The sequence below is a fragment of the Aeromicrobium wangtongii genome, assembly GCF_024584515.1.
GTDB classification, from domain to species: domain Bacteria; phylum Actinomycetota; class Actinomycetes; order Propionibacteriales; family Nocardioidaceae; genus Aeromicrobium; species Aeromicrobium wangtongii.
In genome coordinates, this window is record NZ_CP102173.1 from 2,531,877 (window position 1) to 2,548,002 (window position 16,126).

The 16,126-nt window shown below is 70.1% G+C and carries 18 protein-coding genes; 8 read left to right on the forward strand and 10 right to left on the reverse strand.

Features of this window, described 5'->3' with window-relative positions; translation table 11 throughout:
* Window positions 1-80 precede the first annotated feature (80 nt).
* Together NQV15_RS12435 and NQV15_RS12440 are read left to right on the forward strand one after the other, a co-directional pair.
* Complete coding sequence (locus tag NQV15_RS12435) at window positions 81-1,385, forward strand: DUF4437 domain-containing protein (RefSeq protein WP_232400196.1); 1,305 nt, start codon at window positions 81-83, stop codon at window positions 1,383-1,385.
* Between the two features lie 8 nt (window positions 1,386-1,393).
* Window positions 1,394-2,176: a hypothetical protein gene (locus tag NQV15_RS12440; protein WP_232400197.1), complete on the forward strand. Its 783-nt coding sequence runs from the start codon at window positions 1,394-1,396 to the stop codon at window positions 2,174-2,176.
* Between the two features lie 66 nt (window positions 2,177-2,242).
* Here NQV15_RS12440 and NQV15_RS12445 read toward each other — a convergent pair whose 3' ends face one another.
* From NQV15_RS12445 to NQV15_RS12470, 6 genes are read right to left on the reverse strand one after another with little or no spacing between them, the layout of a single operon-like run.
* A complete protein-coding gene (locus NQV15_RS12445; protein WP_232400198.1) occupies window positions 2,243-3,340 on the reverse strand; it encodes an NAD(P)H-binding protein in 1,098 nt (365 codons plus the stop codon).
* 37 nt (window positions 3,341-3,377) lie between these two features.
* Entirely contained in the window at window positions 3,378-4,046 is a 669-nt protein-coding gene (locus NQV15_RS12450) for an ABC transporter ATP-binding protein (protein ID WP_232400384.1), read from the reverse strand.
* A complete protein-coding gene (locus NQV15_RS12455) occupies window positions 4,046-4,999 on the reverse strand; it encodes an ABC transporter ATP-binding protein (RefSeq protein WP_232400199.1) in 954 nt (317 codons plus the stop codon). The genes NQV15_RS12450 and NQV15_RS12455 overlap by 1 nt, the downstream gene beginning before the upstream one ends.
* On the reverse strand, window positions 4,996-5,919 hold the full coding sequence (locus NQV15_RS12460) for an ABC transporter permease (protein WP_232400200.1): 924 nt from the start codon (window positions 5,917-5,919) through the stop codon (window positions 4,996-4,998). The genes NQV15_RS12455 and NQV15_RS12460 overlap by 4 nt, the downstream gene beginning before the upstream one ends.
* Window positions 5,912-6,931, reverse strand: coding sequence for an ABC transporter permease (locus tag NQV15_RS12465; RefSeq protein ID WP_232400201.1), 1,020 nt, complete (start codon window positions 6,929-6,931; stop codon window positions 5,912-5,914). The genes NQV15_RS12460 and NQV15_RS12465 overlap by 8 nt, the downstream gene beginning before the upstream one ends.
* The gene (locus tag NQV15_RS12470) at window positions 6,928-8,547 is read right to left on the reverse strand and encodes an ABC transporter substrate-binding protein (RefSeq protein WP_232400202.1); all 1,620 of its coding nucleotides are present in this window, start codon (window positions 8,545-8,547) and stop codon (window positions 6,928-6,930) included. Before NQV15_RS12470 ends, NQV15_RS12465 begins: the two co-directional genes overlap by 4 nt.
* Window positions 8,548-8,681: 134 nt before the next feature.
* Between NQV15_RS12470 and NQV15_RS12475 the strand changes: the two genes are divergently transcribed.
* Window positions 8,682-9,023 carry an ArsR/SmtB family transcription factor gene (locus NQV15_RS12475; protein ID WP_232400203.1) on the forward strand — a complete coding sequence of 114 codons (342 nt, stop codon included), beginning with the start codon at window positions 8,682-8,684 and terminating at the stop codon, window positions 9,021-9,023.
* Here NQV15_RS12475 and NQV15_RS12480 read toward each other — a convergent pair whose 3' ends face one another.
* Window positions 9,024-9,794: an IclR family transcriptional regulator gene (locus tag NQV15_RS12480; protein WP_232400204.1), complete on the reverse strand. Its 771-nt coding sequence runs from the start codon at window positions 9,792-9,794 to the stop codon at window positions 9,024-9,026. It lies immediately after the preceding gene.
* 164 nt (window positions 9,795-9,958) lie between these two features.
* On the opposite strand from NQV15_RS12480, the gene NQV15_RS12485 reads away from it, so the two are divergent.
* From NQV15_RS12485 to NQV15_RS12495, 3 genes are all read left to right on the forward strand, one after another.
* Window positions 9,959-10,720 carry a CoA transferase subunit A gene (locus tag NQV15_RS12485; RefSeq protein WP_232400205.1) on the forward strand — a complete coding sequence of 254 codons (762 nt, stop codon included), beginning with the start codon at window positions 9,959-9,961 and terminating at the stop codon, window positions 10,718-10,720.
* Window positions 10,717-11,382 (forward strand): 3-oxoacid CoA-transferase subunit B, encoded by a 666-nt coding sequence (locus NQV15_RS12490; protein WP_232400206.1) that lies wholly within the window; start codon window positions 10,717-10,719, stop codon window positions 11,380-11,382. The genes NQV15_RS12485 and NQV15_RS12490 overlap by 4 nt, the downstream gene beginning before the upstream one ends.
* 103 nt (window positions 11,383-11,485) lie before the next feature.
* Entirely contained in the window at window positions 11,486-11,914 is a 429-nt protein-coding gene (locus NQV15_RS12495) for a PaaI family thioesterase (protein ID WP_232400207.1), read from the forward strand.
* A gap of 10 nt (window positions 11,915-11,924) precedes the next feature.
* Here the strand turns inward: NQV15_RS12495 and NQV15_RS12500 are convergent, their stop codons facing one another.
* Window positions 11,925-12,629: an aspartate/glutamate racemase family protein gene (locus tag NQV15_RS12500; protein WP_232400208.1), complete on the reverse strand. Its 705-nt coding sequence runs from the start codon at window positions 12,627-12,629 to the stop codon at window positions 11,925-11,927.
* Between the two features lie 72 nt (window positions 12,630-12,701).
* Here NQV15_RS12500 and NQV15_RS12505 point away from each other — a divergent pair, with 72 nt between their 5' ends.
* Window positions 12,702-13,619, forward strand: coding sequence for a LysR family transcriptional regulator (locus tag NQV15_RS12505; RefSeq protein WP_232400209.1), 918 nt, complete (start codon window positions 12,702-12,704; stop codon window positions 13,617-13,619).
* On the opposite strand, the gene NQV15_RS12510 is transcribed toward NQV15_RS12505, so the two are convergent.
* Window positions 13,597-14,781 (reverse strand): HNH endonuclease signature motif containing protein, encoded by a 1,185-nt coding sequence (locus NQV15_RS12510; RefSeq protein ID WP_232400210.1) that lies wholly within the window; start codon window positions 14,779-14,781, stop codon window positions 13,597-13,599. The two genes, NQV15_RS12505 and NQV15_RS12510, sit on opposite strands and share 23 nt — an antisense overlap.
* 118 nt (window positions 14,782-14,899) lie before the next feature.
* Here NQV15_RS12510 and NQV15_RS12515 point away from each other — a divergent pair, with 118 nt between their 5' ends.
* Window positions 14,900-15,739 (forward strand): class I SAM-dependent methyltransferase, encoded by an 840-nt coding sequence (locus NQV15_RS12515; protein ID WP_232400211.1) that lies wholly within the window; start codon window positions 14,900-14,902, stop codon window positions 15,737-15,739.
* Between the two features lie 9 nt (window positions 15,740-15,748).
* Here NQV15_RS12515 and NQV15_RS12520 read toward each other — a convergent pair whose 3' ends face one another.
* Complete coding sequence (locus NQV15_RS12520) at window positions 15,749-16,111, reverse strand: VOC family protein (protein WP_232400212.1); 363 nt, start codon at window positions 16,109-16,111, stop codon at window positions 15,749-15,751.
* Between the last annotated feature and the right edge of the window lie 15 nt (window positions 16,112-16,126).

Consider the following 16,126-nt stretch of genomic DNA (forward strand, 5'->3'; position numbering starts at 1 on the left):
ACCCGGTCGCGCCCTACTCTTGACGACGCTGACCGTTTGTTCGATATCATATATTTCTACCCCAACCGATGGAGGCACCCGTGCGACCCCACGTGGAACTGATCAAGGAAGACGACTACGTCTGGCATGCTGCCGAGCTGCCCGGCGCCGAAGGCCGCGCCAGTGAACGCCGCCTCTCGGTCGACGAGGAGGACGGCTCGTCCTCCCTGCGGGTCGACTTCCACACCGACTGGGGCCGGGGCCCCGGCATCCACCACGCCAACACCGAGTACTACGTGCTCGAGGGTGAGATCGACTACGGCGGACAGAAGATCGGCAAGGGCGGCTACGTGTACGCCCCCAAGGGTGTGCCGGTCGACTACATCAAGATCGCCCAGGGCACCCGGCTGCTGAAGTACCGCGAGTACGGCGATGCCGGCTTCGACGCGGTCGACTCCATCAACGCTCCGCGCTGGGCCGACGCCCGCGAGGAGGTCGTCGTGATCGACTCCGAGGCCATGAAGTGGGACGCCGTCCCCAACCCGGGCCCGATGCCCGGCATGTTCATCAAGTACCTGCACGTCGATCCGGTCACGGGCTTCTACACCCGCCTCGTCCACGCCCAGGAGGGCTGGTCGGACCACCGCCTCGCGCACCACCCGTGCTACGAGGAGGCGTACACCGTCCAGGGCCACATGGAGTACAACTTCGGCACGCTCGACCTGGGCACGTACTTCTTCCGTCCGGCCCGCGTCAAGCACGGCCACTTCACCACGATGGAGGGCGGCGCCACCTGGCTGCTGCGCTCGGACGGCGAGCTGCGGAACTGGTACACCCAGAACGAGTGGGTGCGCTGGGGCGGGGAGGCGTTCAACTATGGCCCCGAGGGCCTGGAGGAGCACCCCCACCCGGCTCGCCCCTGGTCCATGTCGTCGCACGACATGGGTGAGCCGTGGCGCACCGACGAGGACATCCGCCAGCTGAACGGCTCGCTGCAGTTCCAGCTCGACCAGGGCCACGACGGCCCGGCCATCAAGCACCACGGCACCGGTGCGGACTCCTCAATCATCGCGATGATGAAGGCCATGGACGCCGCACAGCTGCAGGGCGGCCACGGTCACGAGCACGACCACGACCACGACCACGACCACGATCACGATCACGACGGGGAGCACTCGCACGATCACTCGCACGGCGAGGAGTCCACCGAGCGCGAGACCATCAACCTGGACTGGGGCTGGGCCGGTCGGGCCACCGAGGACCCGGAGGATCGCACGGCTCCCGACGCCCACATCTGGGGTCGCCGGCTCAACTGGAAGGACGGGGACCCGATCCCCGCGCCGATCCTGTCGAGCCTGCCCGTCCGCAGCCGGTCCGTGGGCCGCTGGGACGGCGACGGGATGTGATGGTGGGCTTGTCCGCCATCTCCCCCTTGATCGACTCCGCGACGGCGGCCGGGGCTTCCTCGGCCGTCGCCGTGGAGGCGGCGCACGGCTTCAACGGCCAGACGCTGGCCATCATCTTGCACATCGTCCTGTTCGTGTACTGGCTCGGTGGTGATCTCGGCGTCTACTACTCCAGCCGGTTCATCATCAAGCCCGAGCTGCAGCCCGAGACCCGGGCCATCGCGGCCAAGATCATGGTGGGCTGCGACATGGCGCCCCGGTTCTCGCTGATCCTGTTCGGGGCCAGCGGCCTGACGCTCATGTACTACGGGCCCCTGGGCGACGAGTTCTTCATGACCGGCTGGATGCTGGCCCTGGCGTGGGTGGGAACACTCGCGTGGGCGCTCGTGTCGCTGTTCGAGGCCCGCGGCACCGGCGGCCAGCGGGCGACGCACGTGTGGCACACCGCCGATCTGTGGGTGCGCTACGTGATCTCGGCGGTTCTCGTCGGCTTCGCGCTGTACACGCTGATCGCGTCCGAGCCGTTCGGGGTGGACACCAACCCCAAGTGGCTGGGCGGCAAGCTGCTGGCCTACGGGCTGTGCATCTTCTGCGGCGTCATGATCCGGCGTGCACTGCGTCCATTCGGTCCGGCCTTCGGCGCCCTGATGACCACCGGCTCGACCCCGGAGGTCGAGGACGGCATCACCGGCTCGATCCGGCGCAGCGAGCCGTGGGTCTACGGCATCTGGGCCATGGTCCTGATCGCTGCGATCCTCGGCGTCATCAAGCCGGGCTCGACGGCGTTCTGACCGCAAACCACAACAGATCGGCCACCGCCCCACTCGGGGACGGTGGCCGATCTGTTTGCGCAGGGCTCAGATGTCGGTGGGCATCACGTTGGTGCCGCTCTTCATCCGCTCGCGGAAGCTGCCGGTCGGGAAGTCGCGGTCCTTGAGCTTGTCCATGAAGCCGCGCAGCGTCCGCGTGCCGTACGCGGGGGCGACGTGGTCCACGACCGACCAGTACTTCGCGGCCTCGAGGTAGTACGCGACGGGCTTGAGGTTCTTGCTGACCTTGCCCAGACGGGTCAGGCGGGCGATCTTCTTGTCCCACGTGGCCATCGGGACGACGTCCCAGTTGGGCTCGCGACCGGTGATGTCGAACATCATCTGTCCGGCGCCCTTGAGCGTGACGGCGTTGTCGGCCACCCACGGCCCGCCGACGGGCAGCACCCGACCCAGCGCGTCCGGCGAGAGCACCTGGTTGGTGATGAACTCGGCGAGGTCCTCGCGCGCGATCGGGTTGACGACGCTGTACTCGCCGTGGTCGAAGATGCGGTAGGGCTCGCCGTTCTTGACGTCGCCGAAGGTCATCGACAGGTACGGGTAGTACGCCGTCGGACGGATGATCGTCCACGGCAGCGGGCCGTGGTGCTGACCGATGAGCTCGCCCTCGACCTGGAGCTTGTAGACCTGCGGGATCAGCTCGGGCCGGTAGGCGCCGAAGTCGCTGATGTGGATGAACTGCTGCACGCGGTGGTCGACGGCGGCGCGGATGCCGTTGACGACGGCCTCGTGGTCGACCAGCCGGCACTCCTCGGCGTCATTGGGGCGACGGCCGCTGAGCAGCGAGATGACCACCGGCGTCGGGCCGGCCGAGATGGCCTTGACGACGTCACCGGGACGGGTCGGGTCGCCGACCACGACCTCGGCGTCGGCGAACTCCGCCTCGGTCGCGACCGAGGCGCTGCGGGCCAGGACCACCGGTTGGTAGCCGCGGCGGGCGAGCTCGGGCACCAGCGCGCGGCCGATGTAGCCCGTTCCACCGAGGACCAGCACCCGCTCCCCCGATCCGGTGCCGGTCGGGCCCGTGACGTAGGTGTCACTGGAGCTCTCGAGCAGGCGGGCCAGGAGCTCCTGGCTGTGCTTCTGGGCGGATGGGACGTCGAGTGAGGTGATCGTGCTGAAGGCCATGTGTACATCATATATGGCCGTCCCGGTCGAAAGGCGGTTATTCGGTTCCGCCCAGGGGACGCAGCACGTGGCAGCTGGCGCCGAGCACTGCGTGATCGTGCGATGCCACGAGCACCGCCGCTCCCCGCTCGGCGCGGCCGGCGATGACGCGCATGATCACCGCGGTGGTCGACGCGTCGAGCATGGCGGTGGGTTCGTCACACAGCAGCACCTTCGGGTCCAGGGCGAGCGCCCGGGCCAGGCACGCCCGCTGGAGCTGGCCGTCGGAGACCTGGTGCGGCAGCCGGTCGAGCAGGTCCGGCGAGAGCTGGACGAGATCGGCGAGCTCGGCGATCCGCTCGGTGTACGCCGAGGCATGCGGGGTGCGCCGACCGTCGGCGAACGACAGGGGTTCGGCGATGATGCGCCGCAGGCTCAGCCGTGGACTGGTTGCGGCGCGCGGGGACTGGCCGACGGTACCCATGGTCCGGCGGATCGACCGCGGCACCGCATACCGGACACCCGACACGGGGTGCCCGGCCACCGTGACTGCCCCGCCGGTCGGCCTCAGCGACAAGGAGGCGATGCGCATCAGCGTCGTCTTGCCCGAGCCCGACGGGGCGAACAGCCCCATCGCGGTGCCCCCGGGCACCTGGAGGGACAGCTCCTCCAGCGCATCGACGTCACTGCCGGGATACCGATGGCTCACGGCGTCCAGTCGCAGCATCACGACCACCCCGCGGGCACGCAGGCGAGCCAGTGGTCGTCGTCGACGCGGCCGGCCGGGACGCACGGGACGCCCACCCGCGTGTGCCACGCGCAGACGCTCGGGTCGGGATCGACCAGGGACGACGGCAGACCGGGCGCAGGGGTCATCCCGTTCTCGGGCAGGGCGTCCAGCAGCGCCCGCGAGTATCCGTGCCGGGGCCGGACGAGCACCGGGTCGACCGGACCGATCTCCATCAGGCGGCCGGCGTACATCACCGCGACGGTGTCGGCGACCTCGCGCGCCGCGACCAGGTCGTGGGTGATCAGCATGACCGCGTGGCCGGCATCGGCGTGGTTGCGCAGGGCGGCCAGCACGAGCCGGGCGGTCCCCGGATCCAGCGCGGACGTCGGCTCGTCGGCGACGACCACCGCCGGGCGCAGCGCAAGCGTCATCGCCACGAGGACACGCTGGGCCATCCCGCCCGAGAGCTCGTGCGGATAGCGGTCGATCGTCCCGGCCGGCAGGGCGAGCTCGTCGAGCAGCGCCCGGACGCCGTCCGCTCCGGTGGGCCGGCCGTGGGCGGCGAGCGCCTCGGCCATCGTCGACCCGACGGTCCGCACGGGGTTGAGGTGGGTCGCGGCCGACTGAGGGATCAGCCCCAGTCCCCCGCCGCGGATCCCCTGCAGGACGCGCTCCGAGGCGGTCAGCAGGTCGACGTCCCCGTAGTGGATCGATCCGGCCGTGATGGTTCCGGCGGGCAGCAGGCCCATCAGGGCCAGCGCCAGGACGGACTTCCCGCACCCCGACTCGCCGACGACCGCCGTGACCCGCCCCGGGACCAGGTCCAGGCTCACCCGCTCGGCCGCGTGGACCCACCGTCGGGGCGAGCCGGGCAGGCCGATCCGGATCGACACCTCGTCGAGACGGACCGAGCCGAGCATGGTCGTGGGCATGGCCGTGGTGGTCGTCATCGGGTCATCCGTTCCTCGATCGAGCTCTTGGGCAGCGCAGCGCGAGCGAGACGGCCACCGATGCCGGCGATCGCCAGGCAGGTGCCGGTCAGCAGGGCGGCCGGGAACGCCAGCAGCCACCAGCCGCCGGCCATGATCCCCGAGCGGGCGTCCTGCAGCAGGGTGCCCAGCGACGGGTCGTTGGGCTGGAGCCCGACGCCCAGGAAGGACAGTGCGCTCTCGTGCCAAATGGCGTGCGGGAGCAGCAGGACGACCGCGATCAGCGCCTGCGGGACGACGACGGGCAGCAGGTGCGTGCACCACACCTGCACCCGCGAGGCCCCCGCGGCCACCGAGGCCACGACGTGCTCGCGGGTGCGCACCGACAGCAGCTCCGACCGCACGATGCGCGCGACCTGCGTCCAGTGGGTCAGGCCGATCGAGGCGATGATCGCCCACCACTGCCCCCGCCACAGCGAGACGATCACGACGCCCAGCAGCAGGTGGGGCAGCGCATTGGTCGCATCCACGAGGCGCATCACCACCCGGTCGGTCCACCCGCCCAGTGCCGCCGAGACCGAGCCGATGACGGCGCCGATGACCGTCGACACGATGGCGGCCAGCGCCGCGATCATCAGGGAGACCCGGATGCCCTGGGCGCAGCGGACCAGCAGGTCGCGCCCGAGCAGATCGGTGCCCATCAGGTGGTCGGCCGTGGGCGGCTGCAGGTAGGCGTCCAGGTCGACGACGCGCGGATCGACCGTCGACATCAGCGGCACGACGAGCGCGTACAGGCCCACTGCCACCAGCACCGCGCTGCAGACGATCATCGTGGCCCGGCCCGAGCGGACGCGGCCCGTGCTGCGGCGGGGGGGCCACGCCTGCGCGGAGCGCCACTGCTGCGGTGCGGGGGGCGGCACCATCGCCGGCTTCTCAGACATCGTCGATCCTCGGGTCCACCAACAGGTACACCGCATCGGCCAGCGCCGAGCCGATCAGCACGACCAGGCAGGTCACGGTCGTGACGGCGGCCAGCAGCGGGAAGTCACCGTCGACCGCCGCGCCGACCGTGGCCGAGGCCAGGCCGGGCCAGCTGAAGACGGTCTCGACCAGCAGGGCGCCCGACACCAGCTCCGGCAGCCGCACCCCGATCACCGTGACGAACGGCAGCAGCGCCGCCGGCAGGGCGTGCTTCCACACCACGGTGCGATCGGGCAGTCCCCGGCTGCGTGCCGCCGTGACGTGGTCCTCGGCCAGCGCGGCGATCACCGACGAGCGGACGTTGAGCAGCAGCCACGGCACCTGCGACAGACCCAGCACCGACGCCGGGAGGATCAGGTGCGTCGCGATCGAGGTCGCCGTGGGATCGGCCCCGCCGTTCGCCACTCCCCCGGCCGGCAGCCCCATTCCGATCGAGAACACGCTGATGGCCAGCAGTCCCACCACGAACGGCGGGATCCCCTGCATCGAGTACGCCAGGCCGGTCGCGAACCGGTCGGTCCACGAACCGGGGCGCCACGCCGCGCGGACGCCCAGCAGCAGCGACAGCACCACCGCGATCAGCAGGCCGGTCCCGGCCAGCAGCAGGGTGTACGGAAGCCGCTCGGCGAGGACCTCGGACACGGGACGGGACATGGACCGGGACTGCCCCCAGTCCCAGTGCAGCAGCACGTCCCCCGCCCACCGTCCCCACACCGCGATCCAGGAGTCGTCCACCCCCAGCTGCTCGGCCAGGATCTTGCGCTGCGCGCCGCTGGTCTTCTCGAACCGCGAGCCCAGGTAGGCGGCCAGCGGGTCGAAGGGCGAGAGCGAGGCCAGCCAGAAGGTCACCATCGAGACCACGACCGTGATCGGGGCGGCGGCCAGCAGCCGCGCGCGGACCAGCCGCGCCGACAGGGCGCGGCGCCGCCGGCGCGGGCGCACCGGCGCCGCGAGGCTCGTGGTCGTGGTCATCGGTCCCTGGCCGTCCACAGATCGATGTCGACCCACGGCCCCCATGCCGTTCCGTGCTCGTGCGGCTCCAGCAGGGTGGACGTGCCGTCCCAGGCCTTCGCCACCGACGTCTTCTGGACGTACATGTGGTCGACGAACGCCAGGACGACCATCGAGGGCGACCGGACGTACAGGTCCTGGACCTTGCGGTAGGCAGCAACACGGCTGTGCTCGTCCAGGGACGTCCGCCCGGCCTCCAGCTGCCGGTCCATCTCCGGATCGGCGAACATGCTCGGGTTGTCGTAGAAGCTGCCGGCCTCCGGGTAGGACGAGTGCAGCATCTTGAACACCTGCGAGTCGACGTCGTACGGGGTGTCTCCGCCGCCGAGCAGGATCGCGTCGGTGGCGATGCGCGGCTCGGCCTGCGCGAAGTCGACGCCCTGGAGCGTGACGTCCACGCCGAGCTCGAGCACCTGGGAGGCGAAGGCCGCCGAGAGATCGCGGCGCAGCAGGTCCGAGGGGCGGTACATCAGCGTGAACGCGGCGCGCTCGCCACCGCGGGTGCGGATGCCGTCCTTGCCGCGCACCCAGCCGGCGTCCTCGAGCATCTGGTTGGCCCGATCCCGGTCGAAGTCGAAGACTGCAGTGGGGTCGTAGTACTCGCCGTACTCGGGCGGAATGAACCCCGACGCCGCGCGCCCGCGGCCGGCCAGCACGCCTGTGATGATCTCGTCCCGGTCGATGCCGATGTTGAGGGCCATGCGCGCGGCCGGATCGGACGTGAACGGGTTGTCCGGCGGCAGCGACAGCCCGCGCCAGTCGGCGGTCTTGGACCCCACGACGTCGAATCCGTCGCGATCGGCGAACGTCTCGGCCAGGCGCGGCGGCAGGACCGTGCCGTCGAACTCACCGGCCGTCATGCGCTGCACCCGCGTGTTGTCGTCGGCGGCCAGGAGATACACGACCTTCTCGACCTGCGGAGCCTTCTTGCGGTACCGCTGGTTCGGCGTCAGGACCAGTCGCTCGGGCGTGAACGAGTCCACGACGTACGGGCCGGTCCCGATCGGCTCCTGGTTGAGGACCGACTCCTCGACCTTCTGGGCCGCGGTGATGGTCTCCGAGGGAGCGATACCGATCAACAGCAGCGTCTTGAACGAGACCTGCGGCTGCTTGAGCGTGAAGCGGACGGTGGTCTCGTCGACGGCCTCGACGGACCGCAGGTTGACCAGGTCGCCCGCGATGGGCGATGCCGTCGCCTCGTCCATGATCGCCTCGTAGGTCGAGACGACATCGCCGGCGTCCAGCGCCGAGCCGTCCGAGAAGGTCACGTCCGGCTGGATCGCGACGGTCCAGGAGGTGGCGTCCGCCGAGACCTCCGGCGGCGCTGCCGCGAGATTGGGCACCAGCTCCGGCAGCTCGTCGGCGCCGCCGCTCAGGGTCAGCAGACCCTCGTTGATCTTGCCCTTGCCGGTGTTCCCGTACCCGGCGATCGGGTTCAGCGTCTCGGGCATCGCTGCGGTGAGCAGCGTGATCTTCTCCTCCGCGTCCGACCCGCTGCCGGAACCACCCCCGCACGCAGCCAGGGCAAGGATGCTGACGACGCCACACAAGGCCAGGGCCGAACGGGTGGACGTCATGTGCACACACCTCGAGGTCAGGGAACTAGACTGCCGTCCGCCGGATAGATCATATAGGTTTATATCTGATCAGATGGACACATGTCCATCGGAATCGCCGGTAGAGTCCGCCGAGACCACGAAGGGAGCTCAGCATGTCGAACGCAGATCAGCAGGACCCGCCGTCCCCGCCCGTGACGCCCGCCCCCGGCGAGCCCCTCGACTGGGTCGGCACGTTCGGCCTGCTCTCCGACCCGACCAGGATGAAGATCCTGCTCGCGATCCACGACCGCCCCGACTCCGCCGTGTTCGAGCTGGCGGAGGCGACCGCCCTGCCCACCAACACCGTGACGCAGGCACTGCGCACCCTGCACCACGCCGGCGTGGTCTCGGTCCGCCGCGAGGGCCGCTACCGCCGCTGGACGCTCGTCCAGGAGGCCGCGCACCAGCTGCTGCACCACATCAGCGACCCACCCGCCGCCGCGCACGGGCAGTGATCACTGGCTGGACACAGCGGTCGACAGTCGATGGGCCGCCTCCAGCAGCAGGCGGCCCAGCTGCGGGCGGCGCTCGGGCGAGAACCTGGTCTCGACCCCCGTGAGGCTCAACGCCCAAGCCGGCCGGCCGTGCCCGTCGAACACCGCGGCGCCCAGGCCCCAGCTGCCCTCGACGACCAGGCCGGGATTGGTCGCGAACCCGTCCAGCCGCGTCTGCGCGATGCGTTCGCGCAGTGCGGCGGCACCGTGCGCCGGCCCCCACTCGCCGGTCAGGTCGACGCGGGTCAGGTAGTCGCCCACCTCGCGGTCGGTCATCATCGACAGGATCGCCAGCCCTGCCGAGGCAACGCCCAGCGGGAACCGGATGCCCTCGTGCAGGACGTGCGATCGCAGCGGGAAGCTGCCGTCCTCGCGCAACAGGCACACCGTGTCGTCTCCGCGGACCGCGGACAGGAAGGCGCTCTCCCCCGTCGTCTCGGCCAGCTGGTGGACGACCCGGCGGGCAGCGTCGCTGATGTCGTAGCGGGCCGCCGCGGCATTGCCGAGCAGGTACATCTCGGCGCCCAGGTGCCAGCGGCCGGACGTCCGGTCGCGATCGACGAGACCCTCGACCTGCAGGGAGGTCAGCAGCCGGTGGGTGGTCGCGCGGGCCAGGCCGACGTCGCGGGCCAGGCCGGTGGTGGAGGCTCCCCCGGGCTCGAAGGAGCCGAGGCCCCGCAGCACGGCACCGACCCGCTGCACCACACCGGACCGCTCGTCATCGCTCGCCACGCGGTCATCCTAGCGTCCATCCAGTGAACGCGATGGGCATCATCGTCCGATCTGCGACCAACTCGTGCCCCGGCGCTCCGGAGTCCTTGACCCGTGGCCCAGCTGCTCGTTGACTGTCGCCAGGCGTCCGCGTCACGACGTCCCACAGACGCAGAAGGAGACCCATGAGCCACCACAAGGTCCATGACGACGTCGGCAGCGCCGTTGCCGACATCCCGGACGGGGCAACCCTCGCGGTGGGCGGCTTCGGGCTGTGCGGGATCCCCGATCAGCTGATCGCGGGTCTGGACGCGCGCGGCGTCACCGATCTGGAGGTGTTCTCCAACAACTGCGGCGTCGACGACTTCGGCCTGGGCATCCTGCTGGGCGCCGGCCGCATCCGCCGCGTCACGGCGTCGTACGTCGGTGAGAACAAGGAGTTCGCCCGCCAGTACCTCGCCGGTGAGCTCGAGGTCGAACTGACCCCGCAGGGCACGCTGGCCGAGCGGCTGCGCGCCGGCGGCGTCGGCATCCCGGCCTTCTACACACCGGCGGGCGTCGGCACGCCGGTCAGCGAAGGCGGCATGCCGTGGCGCTATGCCGCCGACGGTTCGATTGCGATCGCCTCGCCGCCCAAGGAGACCCGCGAGTTCGACGGCACCGAGTACGTCCTGGAGCAGTCGATCAAGGCCGACTTCGCCCTGGTCCACGCCGCGGTCGGCGACACCGAGGGCAATCTGGTCTTCAACAAGGCCGCGCTCAACTTCAACAGCCTCGTCGCGATGTGCGGCGCGGTGACCATCGTCCAGGTCGAGGAGCTCGTCGAGCCCGGCGACCTCGACCCGGCCTCGGTGCACCTGCCGGGCATCTTCGTGCAGCGCATCGTGCACACCGGCCCGCAGGACAAGCGCATCGAGAAGCGGACCGTTCGGGAGGCCCAGTCATGACCAGCACGCCCACCACCGCGCCCGGATGGAGCCGCCACCAGATGGCCGCTCGCGCCGCCCTGGAGCTCTCCGACGGCGAGTACGTCAACCTGGGCATCGGCCTGCCGACGCTGATCCCCGGCTACCTGCCCCAGGGCGTGCGCGTCACCCTGCACTCCGAGAACGGCATCCTGGGCACCGGCCCGTACCCCGATGACGAGCACGTCGACCCCGACCTGATCAACGCCGGCAAGGAGACGGTCACGGTCCGCCCGGGCGCCGCCTTCTTCGACTCCGCGCTGTCGTTCGGCATGATCCGCGGCGGGCACATCGACGCCGCCGTGCTGGGCGGGATGCAGGTGTCGGCGAACGGCGACCTGGCCAACTGGATGGTCCCGGGCAAGATGGTCAAGGGCATGGGTGGCGCGATGGACCTGGTTCACGGCGCGCGCAAGGTCATCGTCCTGATGGAGCACAACGACCGCTCCGGTGCGTCCAAGCTCGTCGAGACCTGCTCGCTGCCGCTCACCGGCCGCGGCGTCGTCCACCGCGTCATCACCAACCTGGGCGTCGTCGACGTCGAGGCCGGCGAGTTCGTCCTGCGCGAGGTCGCGCCCGGCCTGACGCCGGACGAGGTCATCGCCGCATCCGGCCCCGTGGCGGTGCGGGTAGCGCTGGACTGACCACGGACTCGAGTTCTCACAGATCGTGCACTAAGTTGGTGGAGTGACTAGTCAGTCTACCAACCGCGGTGGCTGGCCTCCCCCACCGACCCAGAGGAGCACCATGACCATCACCGCTGAAGACGTCTATGCCTTGGCGCCGTATGCCCGGACGCTGGGCGTCACCTTCGACAGTTTGGACGCGTCCGAGCTGCGGACCGGGCTCGCGTTCGTACCCGCCCTGTCGACGACTGGCGGTTCGTTGCACGGCGGCGCCCTGCTGGGTCTTGCAGACGTGAGTGCCGCCGTGTGCGCCGTGCTGAACGCGCCGCCAGGCACCCTGCCGGCCACGGCCGATTCCACGGCGCGATTCATGCGTCCAGTCCATGGCGACGCCACAGCCGTCTCGCGGCCGCTTCAGGTCACGCGATCTCGGGTGATCGTCGAGGTCGAGATCTCCGACGCCTCAGGACGGTTGTGCGCCAAGGTCACCCAGTCCGTGTCGCTCGTGGCGCCTCGCCGCACAGAGGATGTCGAACGCCAGTTCGTCTGAGCTCATCCCATCAGCTGACGGAGGCCTCTTCGAGGGCGAGCTCGACGAGCAGCTGGGCGTGCGCTTCCACCGTGTCGATCATGGGTAGGGGTGCGTCTCCGGGCCTGACGAGAAGGCCGATCTCGGTGCAGGCCAGCACGACAGCCTCGGCGCCGCGGGCCCGCTGGTCGCAGATGACATTGAGATACGCCGCCCTCGACTCCTCGCGGATGACGCCTTGGGTGAGCTCGTCGAAGATGACGCGGTCGAGGAGCTCGCGACCGGTCTCGTCGGGCACGATGACGTCGATGCCGTGGCCGGCGAGCCGCTCGGTGTAGAACGGGCCCTCCATCACTCCGCGCGTGCCGATGAGGCTGACCGTGCGCCAGCCGTTGGCCTGCGCGACGGCTGCCACGGCGTCGGCGATGTGGACGGCAGGCACGGTGACCGCGTCCTCGAAGGCGCCGAAGTTCGTGTGCATCAGGTTGGTGCAGAGCGCCACCAGGTCAGCTCCACCGGCCTCGCAGCGGCGGGCCGCGTCGGCGATCAGCTCGCCCGAGCGGATCCAGTCACCGCGTATCTGGCAGTCCCGAATCTCGGCGAAGTCGAGCGACTGGAGCGATATGCGGGCCGAGGCGTGGCCGCCGCGGCGGGCAGCCACCTGCTCGTTGAGGATTCGGTAGTAGGTGGCGGTGGAGTGCCAGGACATGCCGCCGACGAGTCCGATTGTCTTCATGAGGCCCAGTCTGCGCCGGAGCGAAGCACCAAGGAATCCCCGGATCCGTAGGACGAGGCATAACCTGTGCCTATGGCCATCGACGCCCGGCGGACGCTCATCTTTCGTGAGATCGCCAAGGCTGGTTCGATCAGCGGTGCAGCCCGCGCACTGGGCTGGACCCAACCGGCCGTGAGCCAGCACCTGGCCCGCCTCGAGCGCGAGGCAGGAGGCCCGTTGCTGCTGCGCGGTCCCGGTGGGGTCACCCTCACCGAGGCGGGCGCTGCGCTCCTTCGCCGCGCCCACGTCGTCGCGGCCGAGCTGCACGCGGCTGCGGAGGAGCTGGCGGCGCTGACCCAGCTGGAGGCAGGAAGGGTGCGGCTGGTGTCCTTTCCCACGGCGGCCGCGACACTGGTACCCGAGGCACTCGGAGCGCTGGCCGATGAGCACCCCGAGATCGAGGTGGAGCTCCATGAGGCCGAGCCGCCCGAGGCGCTCGCCGCGGTCGCGGCGGGCGACGCCGACCTCGCCCTGGTGTTCGGGTACGACGGCCCGCCTGCCGATCTGGGGCCTCTCGTGTGGCGCCGACTGCTCGACGAGCCCGTGCACCTGGTCCTGCCACCGGGCAGCCGGGCTCCTGGTCGCCGCGGCCTCGCTGCATTCGAGGACGCCGACTGGATCGCCGGCTGCGTGCGCTGTCGCACCCATCTGATCGACATCTGCACGCAGGCCGGGTTCACCCCGGCCATTCGGCACACCACCGACGACTACGTGGTCGTCCAGAACCTGGTGGCTCGAGGGCTCGGCGTCACGGTCCTGCCGGACTCGGCGTTGTCGCCCTACCGGCACCCGGACGTCCGCGTCATCCCGATGCGTTCCCTCGGGCGGCGCCATGTCGGCGTCGCCCATCGCCCCGGCGGTGAGACCGTCCCTGCCACGGCGGCTCTGCTCCAGCAGATCGCGCGGGCCGCCCTCAGCGCGGGCTCGGTCAGGCAGGCACGTACTCCATGACGATGTCCGGCGCTGGTTGGTAGATCTCCATGATGAGGGGTTTGGACGGGGGTCTGGGTGGGCTGGTGGACCAGTGCAATACGCCGTGGCCCTTGAGGTTGTGGTGTCTTCGGCAGAGCGGACCCATGTTGTCGCCGCTGGTCGGACCGTGCGGGTGGGGTATCCGGTGGTCGAGGTCGCACCGTTCAGCGGGGACCATGCAGCCGGGTGCTTGGCAGACCCCGTGCAGGAACTGCAACGCCACCGCGAGGGTGTCGGAAGCGAACCGGCCCAAGTATTCGTGGGAGAGGACGTCGTCCTTGACGGGGTCGACCACGATGCGGTGCCAGAAGGTGCTGCCGGTGGCGGCCACGTCGGCGATCCACGAGGCGGGAACAGCCCAGCGGCCGTCGGTGGACTCGGCGAACCCAAATGCGGCACCCGCGAGGACGTCGGCGGCGACGGTGACGGCGATGTTCGCATCGACTGCCGAGGTGGCGGCCTCGGAGCTGGTGCACCAGGCGACCAGCAGGTCGGCTTCACGCTGGGCCACGGTGCGGTCATCCTCGGGATCAGCGGGCTTGCGGGCCTCTTGGCGGAGGCGCGCCTCGATGGCCGCGGCCAGGTGCGAGGGCAGGTAGGCGTTCAACCACGCCATCGCGTCGTCCCCGTGGGTCACTGACACGTGTCGCTCGCGGCGTTCGGCCTCAGCGCGCTCGATGGCCAGGTCGGCCTCGACCCGCTGCACGAACCGGCGCAACCACTGCCGCAGCTCGGCTCCGGTGTGATCGGCCGCGTATGCCAGGACCCGGTCCTCGAGCCGCGCGATGGACTCGTCACGGCGCAGCTTCTCGATGGCCATGCTGATGTCCCGAACCCTTGAGAAGTCGATCAGTCCGTCGATGAATGCGTCCCACACCTGCGGGGTCTTGGCGCGGACTCGGTCGGCGATCGAGAGCCGCAGCTGGACCTGCGCCTCGGACATCCCGGTCGCCTCACCGATGGTCAACGCGATCGCGGATCGTTCGATCTTGCGCCGCAACGACGACTCGATCAGCGCGGTGCGCGCCATCTCGGCGTCGCGGTAGTCGATCATCGCCTGAACGGTGCTTGCCTCGGCCATCGCCTGCCACCGGATCGCATGTGACAGCGACTGCGCCGTCGGTGCTGTCGTGGTGGCCATACCTCAAACCTAGAGGACCCCACTGACACTTTTTTACTGCGAAGACAGGACGTATCCGGCATGTCACCTGACCTGACGAGGACGGGACTTCTCGGCCTCATCGCAGTACTGTGTCGAGATGGTCGACGATCAGGTCGAGATGTGGAACCACGCCGTCGGTGACGCGTGGGTCCGCCACGTCGACCAGTTCGACGCGACGCTCGCCCCCTTCGGCCAGGCCGCCGTCGAGGTGCTGGCCCCGGCCGATGGGGAGCGCATCCTCGACATCGGCTGCGGGGTCGGGACGACGACGCTCCAGCTCTCGGCCATGGTGGGCGGCGGTGAGGTCGTCGGCGTTGACATCTCTGCCCCGATGCTGACCGAGGCGCGTCGCCGCGCCGACGCCCGGGGTCTGCGCAACGTCCACCTGTTCGAGGCCGATGCGCAGATGGCCGATCTCGGCGACAGCACGTTCGACGCAGTCTTCTCGCGCTTCGGCGTCATGTTCTTCACCGATCCGCCAGCGGCGTTCGCCCACCTGGCCGCTGCGCTGGTGCCGGGGGGCCGCCTGTCGTTCGTGTGCTTCGCCGCGCCTGGGGCCAATCCGTTCATCCTGCTGCCGGTGATGGCAGCGGCCGCTCACCTGGACCTGTCACCTCCTTCACCGGACGGCCCGGGCCCGTTCTCGCTGGCCGATCCTGACCGCACCGTGACTCTGCTGCGCGAGGCGGGTTTTGACGACGTGGTCATCGTGCCGGGCCCCGACGAGGCCATCCTGCACGGCGCCGACGACCTCGACGCGCTCGCCGAGCGCGTGCTTGAGCAGAATCCGGCCACCGGCACGCGCCTGGCCGTCGTCGAGCCGTCCGTCAGGGCCGCCGCCGTCCAGGCCACCGCACAGGCCTTGGCCCCGCACCGCACGGGTGACCGCATCCGGCTCGGCGCCGGCTCCTGGATCCTCTCGGCCACCCGGAGGTGACCGGGGCGGTCACGTCTCGGTGGCTCCCTCGTAGACGCCGATCACGTTGCCGTCGGGGTCCTGGAAGGTCGCCATCCAGCTTGTCTCGCTGATCGACGACTTGGGCATTACGACGGTGCCGCCCTGGTCCTCGACGGTGGCGAGGACGTCGTCGATGGAGTCGACCTCGACGTACGAGCGCGGCGACGTCACGTTCCCGTCGCGAAGCATCAGCCCTCCGCCGGAGATCTGGTTGGGCGCCCGCCACATCGGATAGCCCTCGTAGCCGGGAACCTCGGCGATCTGCCAGCCGAACAGTGCCGAGTAGAACGCGGCCCCGCGGTCGAGGTCGCTGACCGGAATGTCGATGTGGGTGATGTCTCCGTGTGCCATGGCTCCTCCTCGAGC

Coding starts and splice junctions, on each gene's coding strand:
- NQV15_RS12505 (WP_232400209.1), top strand. CDS start 12,702: ATGGCCATCGACGCCCGGCGGACGCTCATCTTTCGTGAGATCGCCAAG.
- NQV15_RS12515 (WP_232400211.1), top strand. CDS start 14,900: ATGGTCGACGATCAGGTCGAGATGTGGAACCACGCCGTCGGTGACGCG.
- NQV15_RS12470 (WP_232400202.1), bottom strand. CDS start 8,547: ATGACGTCCACCCGTTCGGCCCTGGCCTTGTGTGGCGTCGTCAGCATC.
- NQV15_RS12520 (WP_232400212.1), bottom strand. CDS start 16,111: ATGGCACACGGAGACATCACCCACATCGACATTCCGGTCAGCGACCTC.
- NQV15_RS12475 (WP_232400203.1), top strand. CDS start 8,682: ATGTCGAACGCAGATCAGCAGGACCCGCCGTCCCCGCCCGTGACGCCC.
- NQV15_RS12465 (WP_232400201.1), bottom strand. CDS start 6,931: ATGACCACGACCACGAGCCTCGCGGCGCCGGTGCGCCCGCGCCGGCGG.
- NQV15_RS12500 (WP_232400208.1), bottom strand. CDS start 12,629: ATGAAGACAATCGGACTCGTCGGCGGCATGTCCTGGCACTCCACCGCC.
- NQV15_RS12510 (WP_232400210.1), bottom strand. CDS start 14,781: ATGGCCACCACGACAGCACCGACGGCGCAGTCGCTGTCACATGCGATC.
- NQV15_RS12460 (WP_232400200.1), bottom strand. CDS start 5,919: ATGTCTGAGAAGCCGGCGATGGTGCCGCCCCCCGCACCGCAGCAGTGG.
- NQV15_RS12485 (WP_232400205.1), top strand. CDS start 9,959: ATGAGCCACCACAAGGTCCATGACGACGTCGGCAGCGCCGTTGCCGAC.
- NQV15_RS12445 (WP_232400198.1), bottom strand. CDS start 3,340: ATGGCCTTCAGCACGATCACCTCACTCGACGTCCCATCCGCCCAGAAG.
- NQV15_RS12495 (WP_232400207.1), top strand. CDS start 11,486: ATGACCATCACCGCTGAAGACGTCTATGCCTTGGCGCCGTATGCCCGG.
- NQV15_RS12455 (WP_232400199.1), bottom strand. CDS start 4,999: ATGACGACCACCACGGCCATGCCCACGACCATGCTCGGCTCGGTCCGT.
- NQV15_RS12450 (WP_232400384.1), bottom strand. CDS start 4,046: ATGCTGCGACTGGACGCCGTGAGCCATCGGTATCCCGGCAGTGACGTC.
- NQV15_RS12490 (WP_232400206.1), top strand. CDS start 10,717: ATGACCAGCACGCCCACCACCGCGCCCGGATGGAGCCGCCACCAGATG.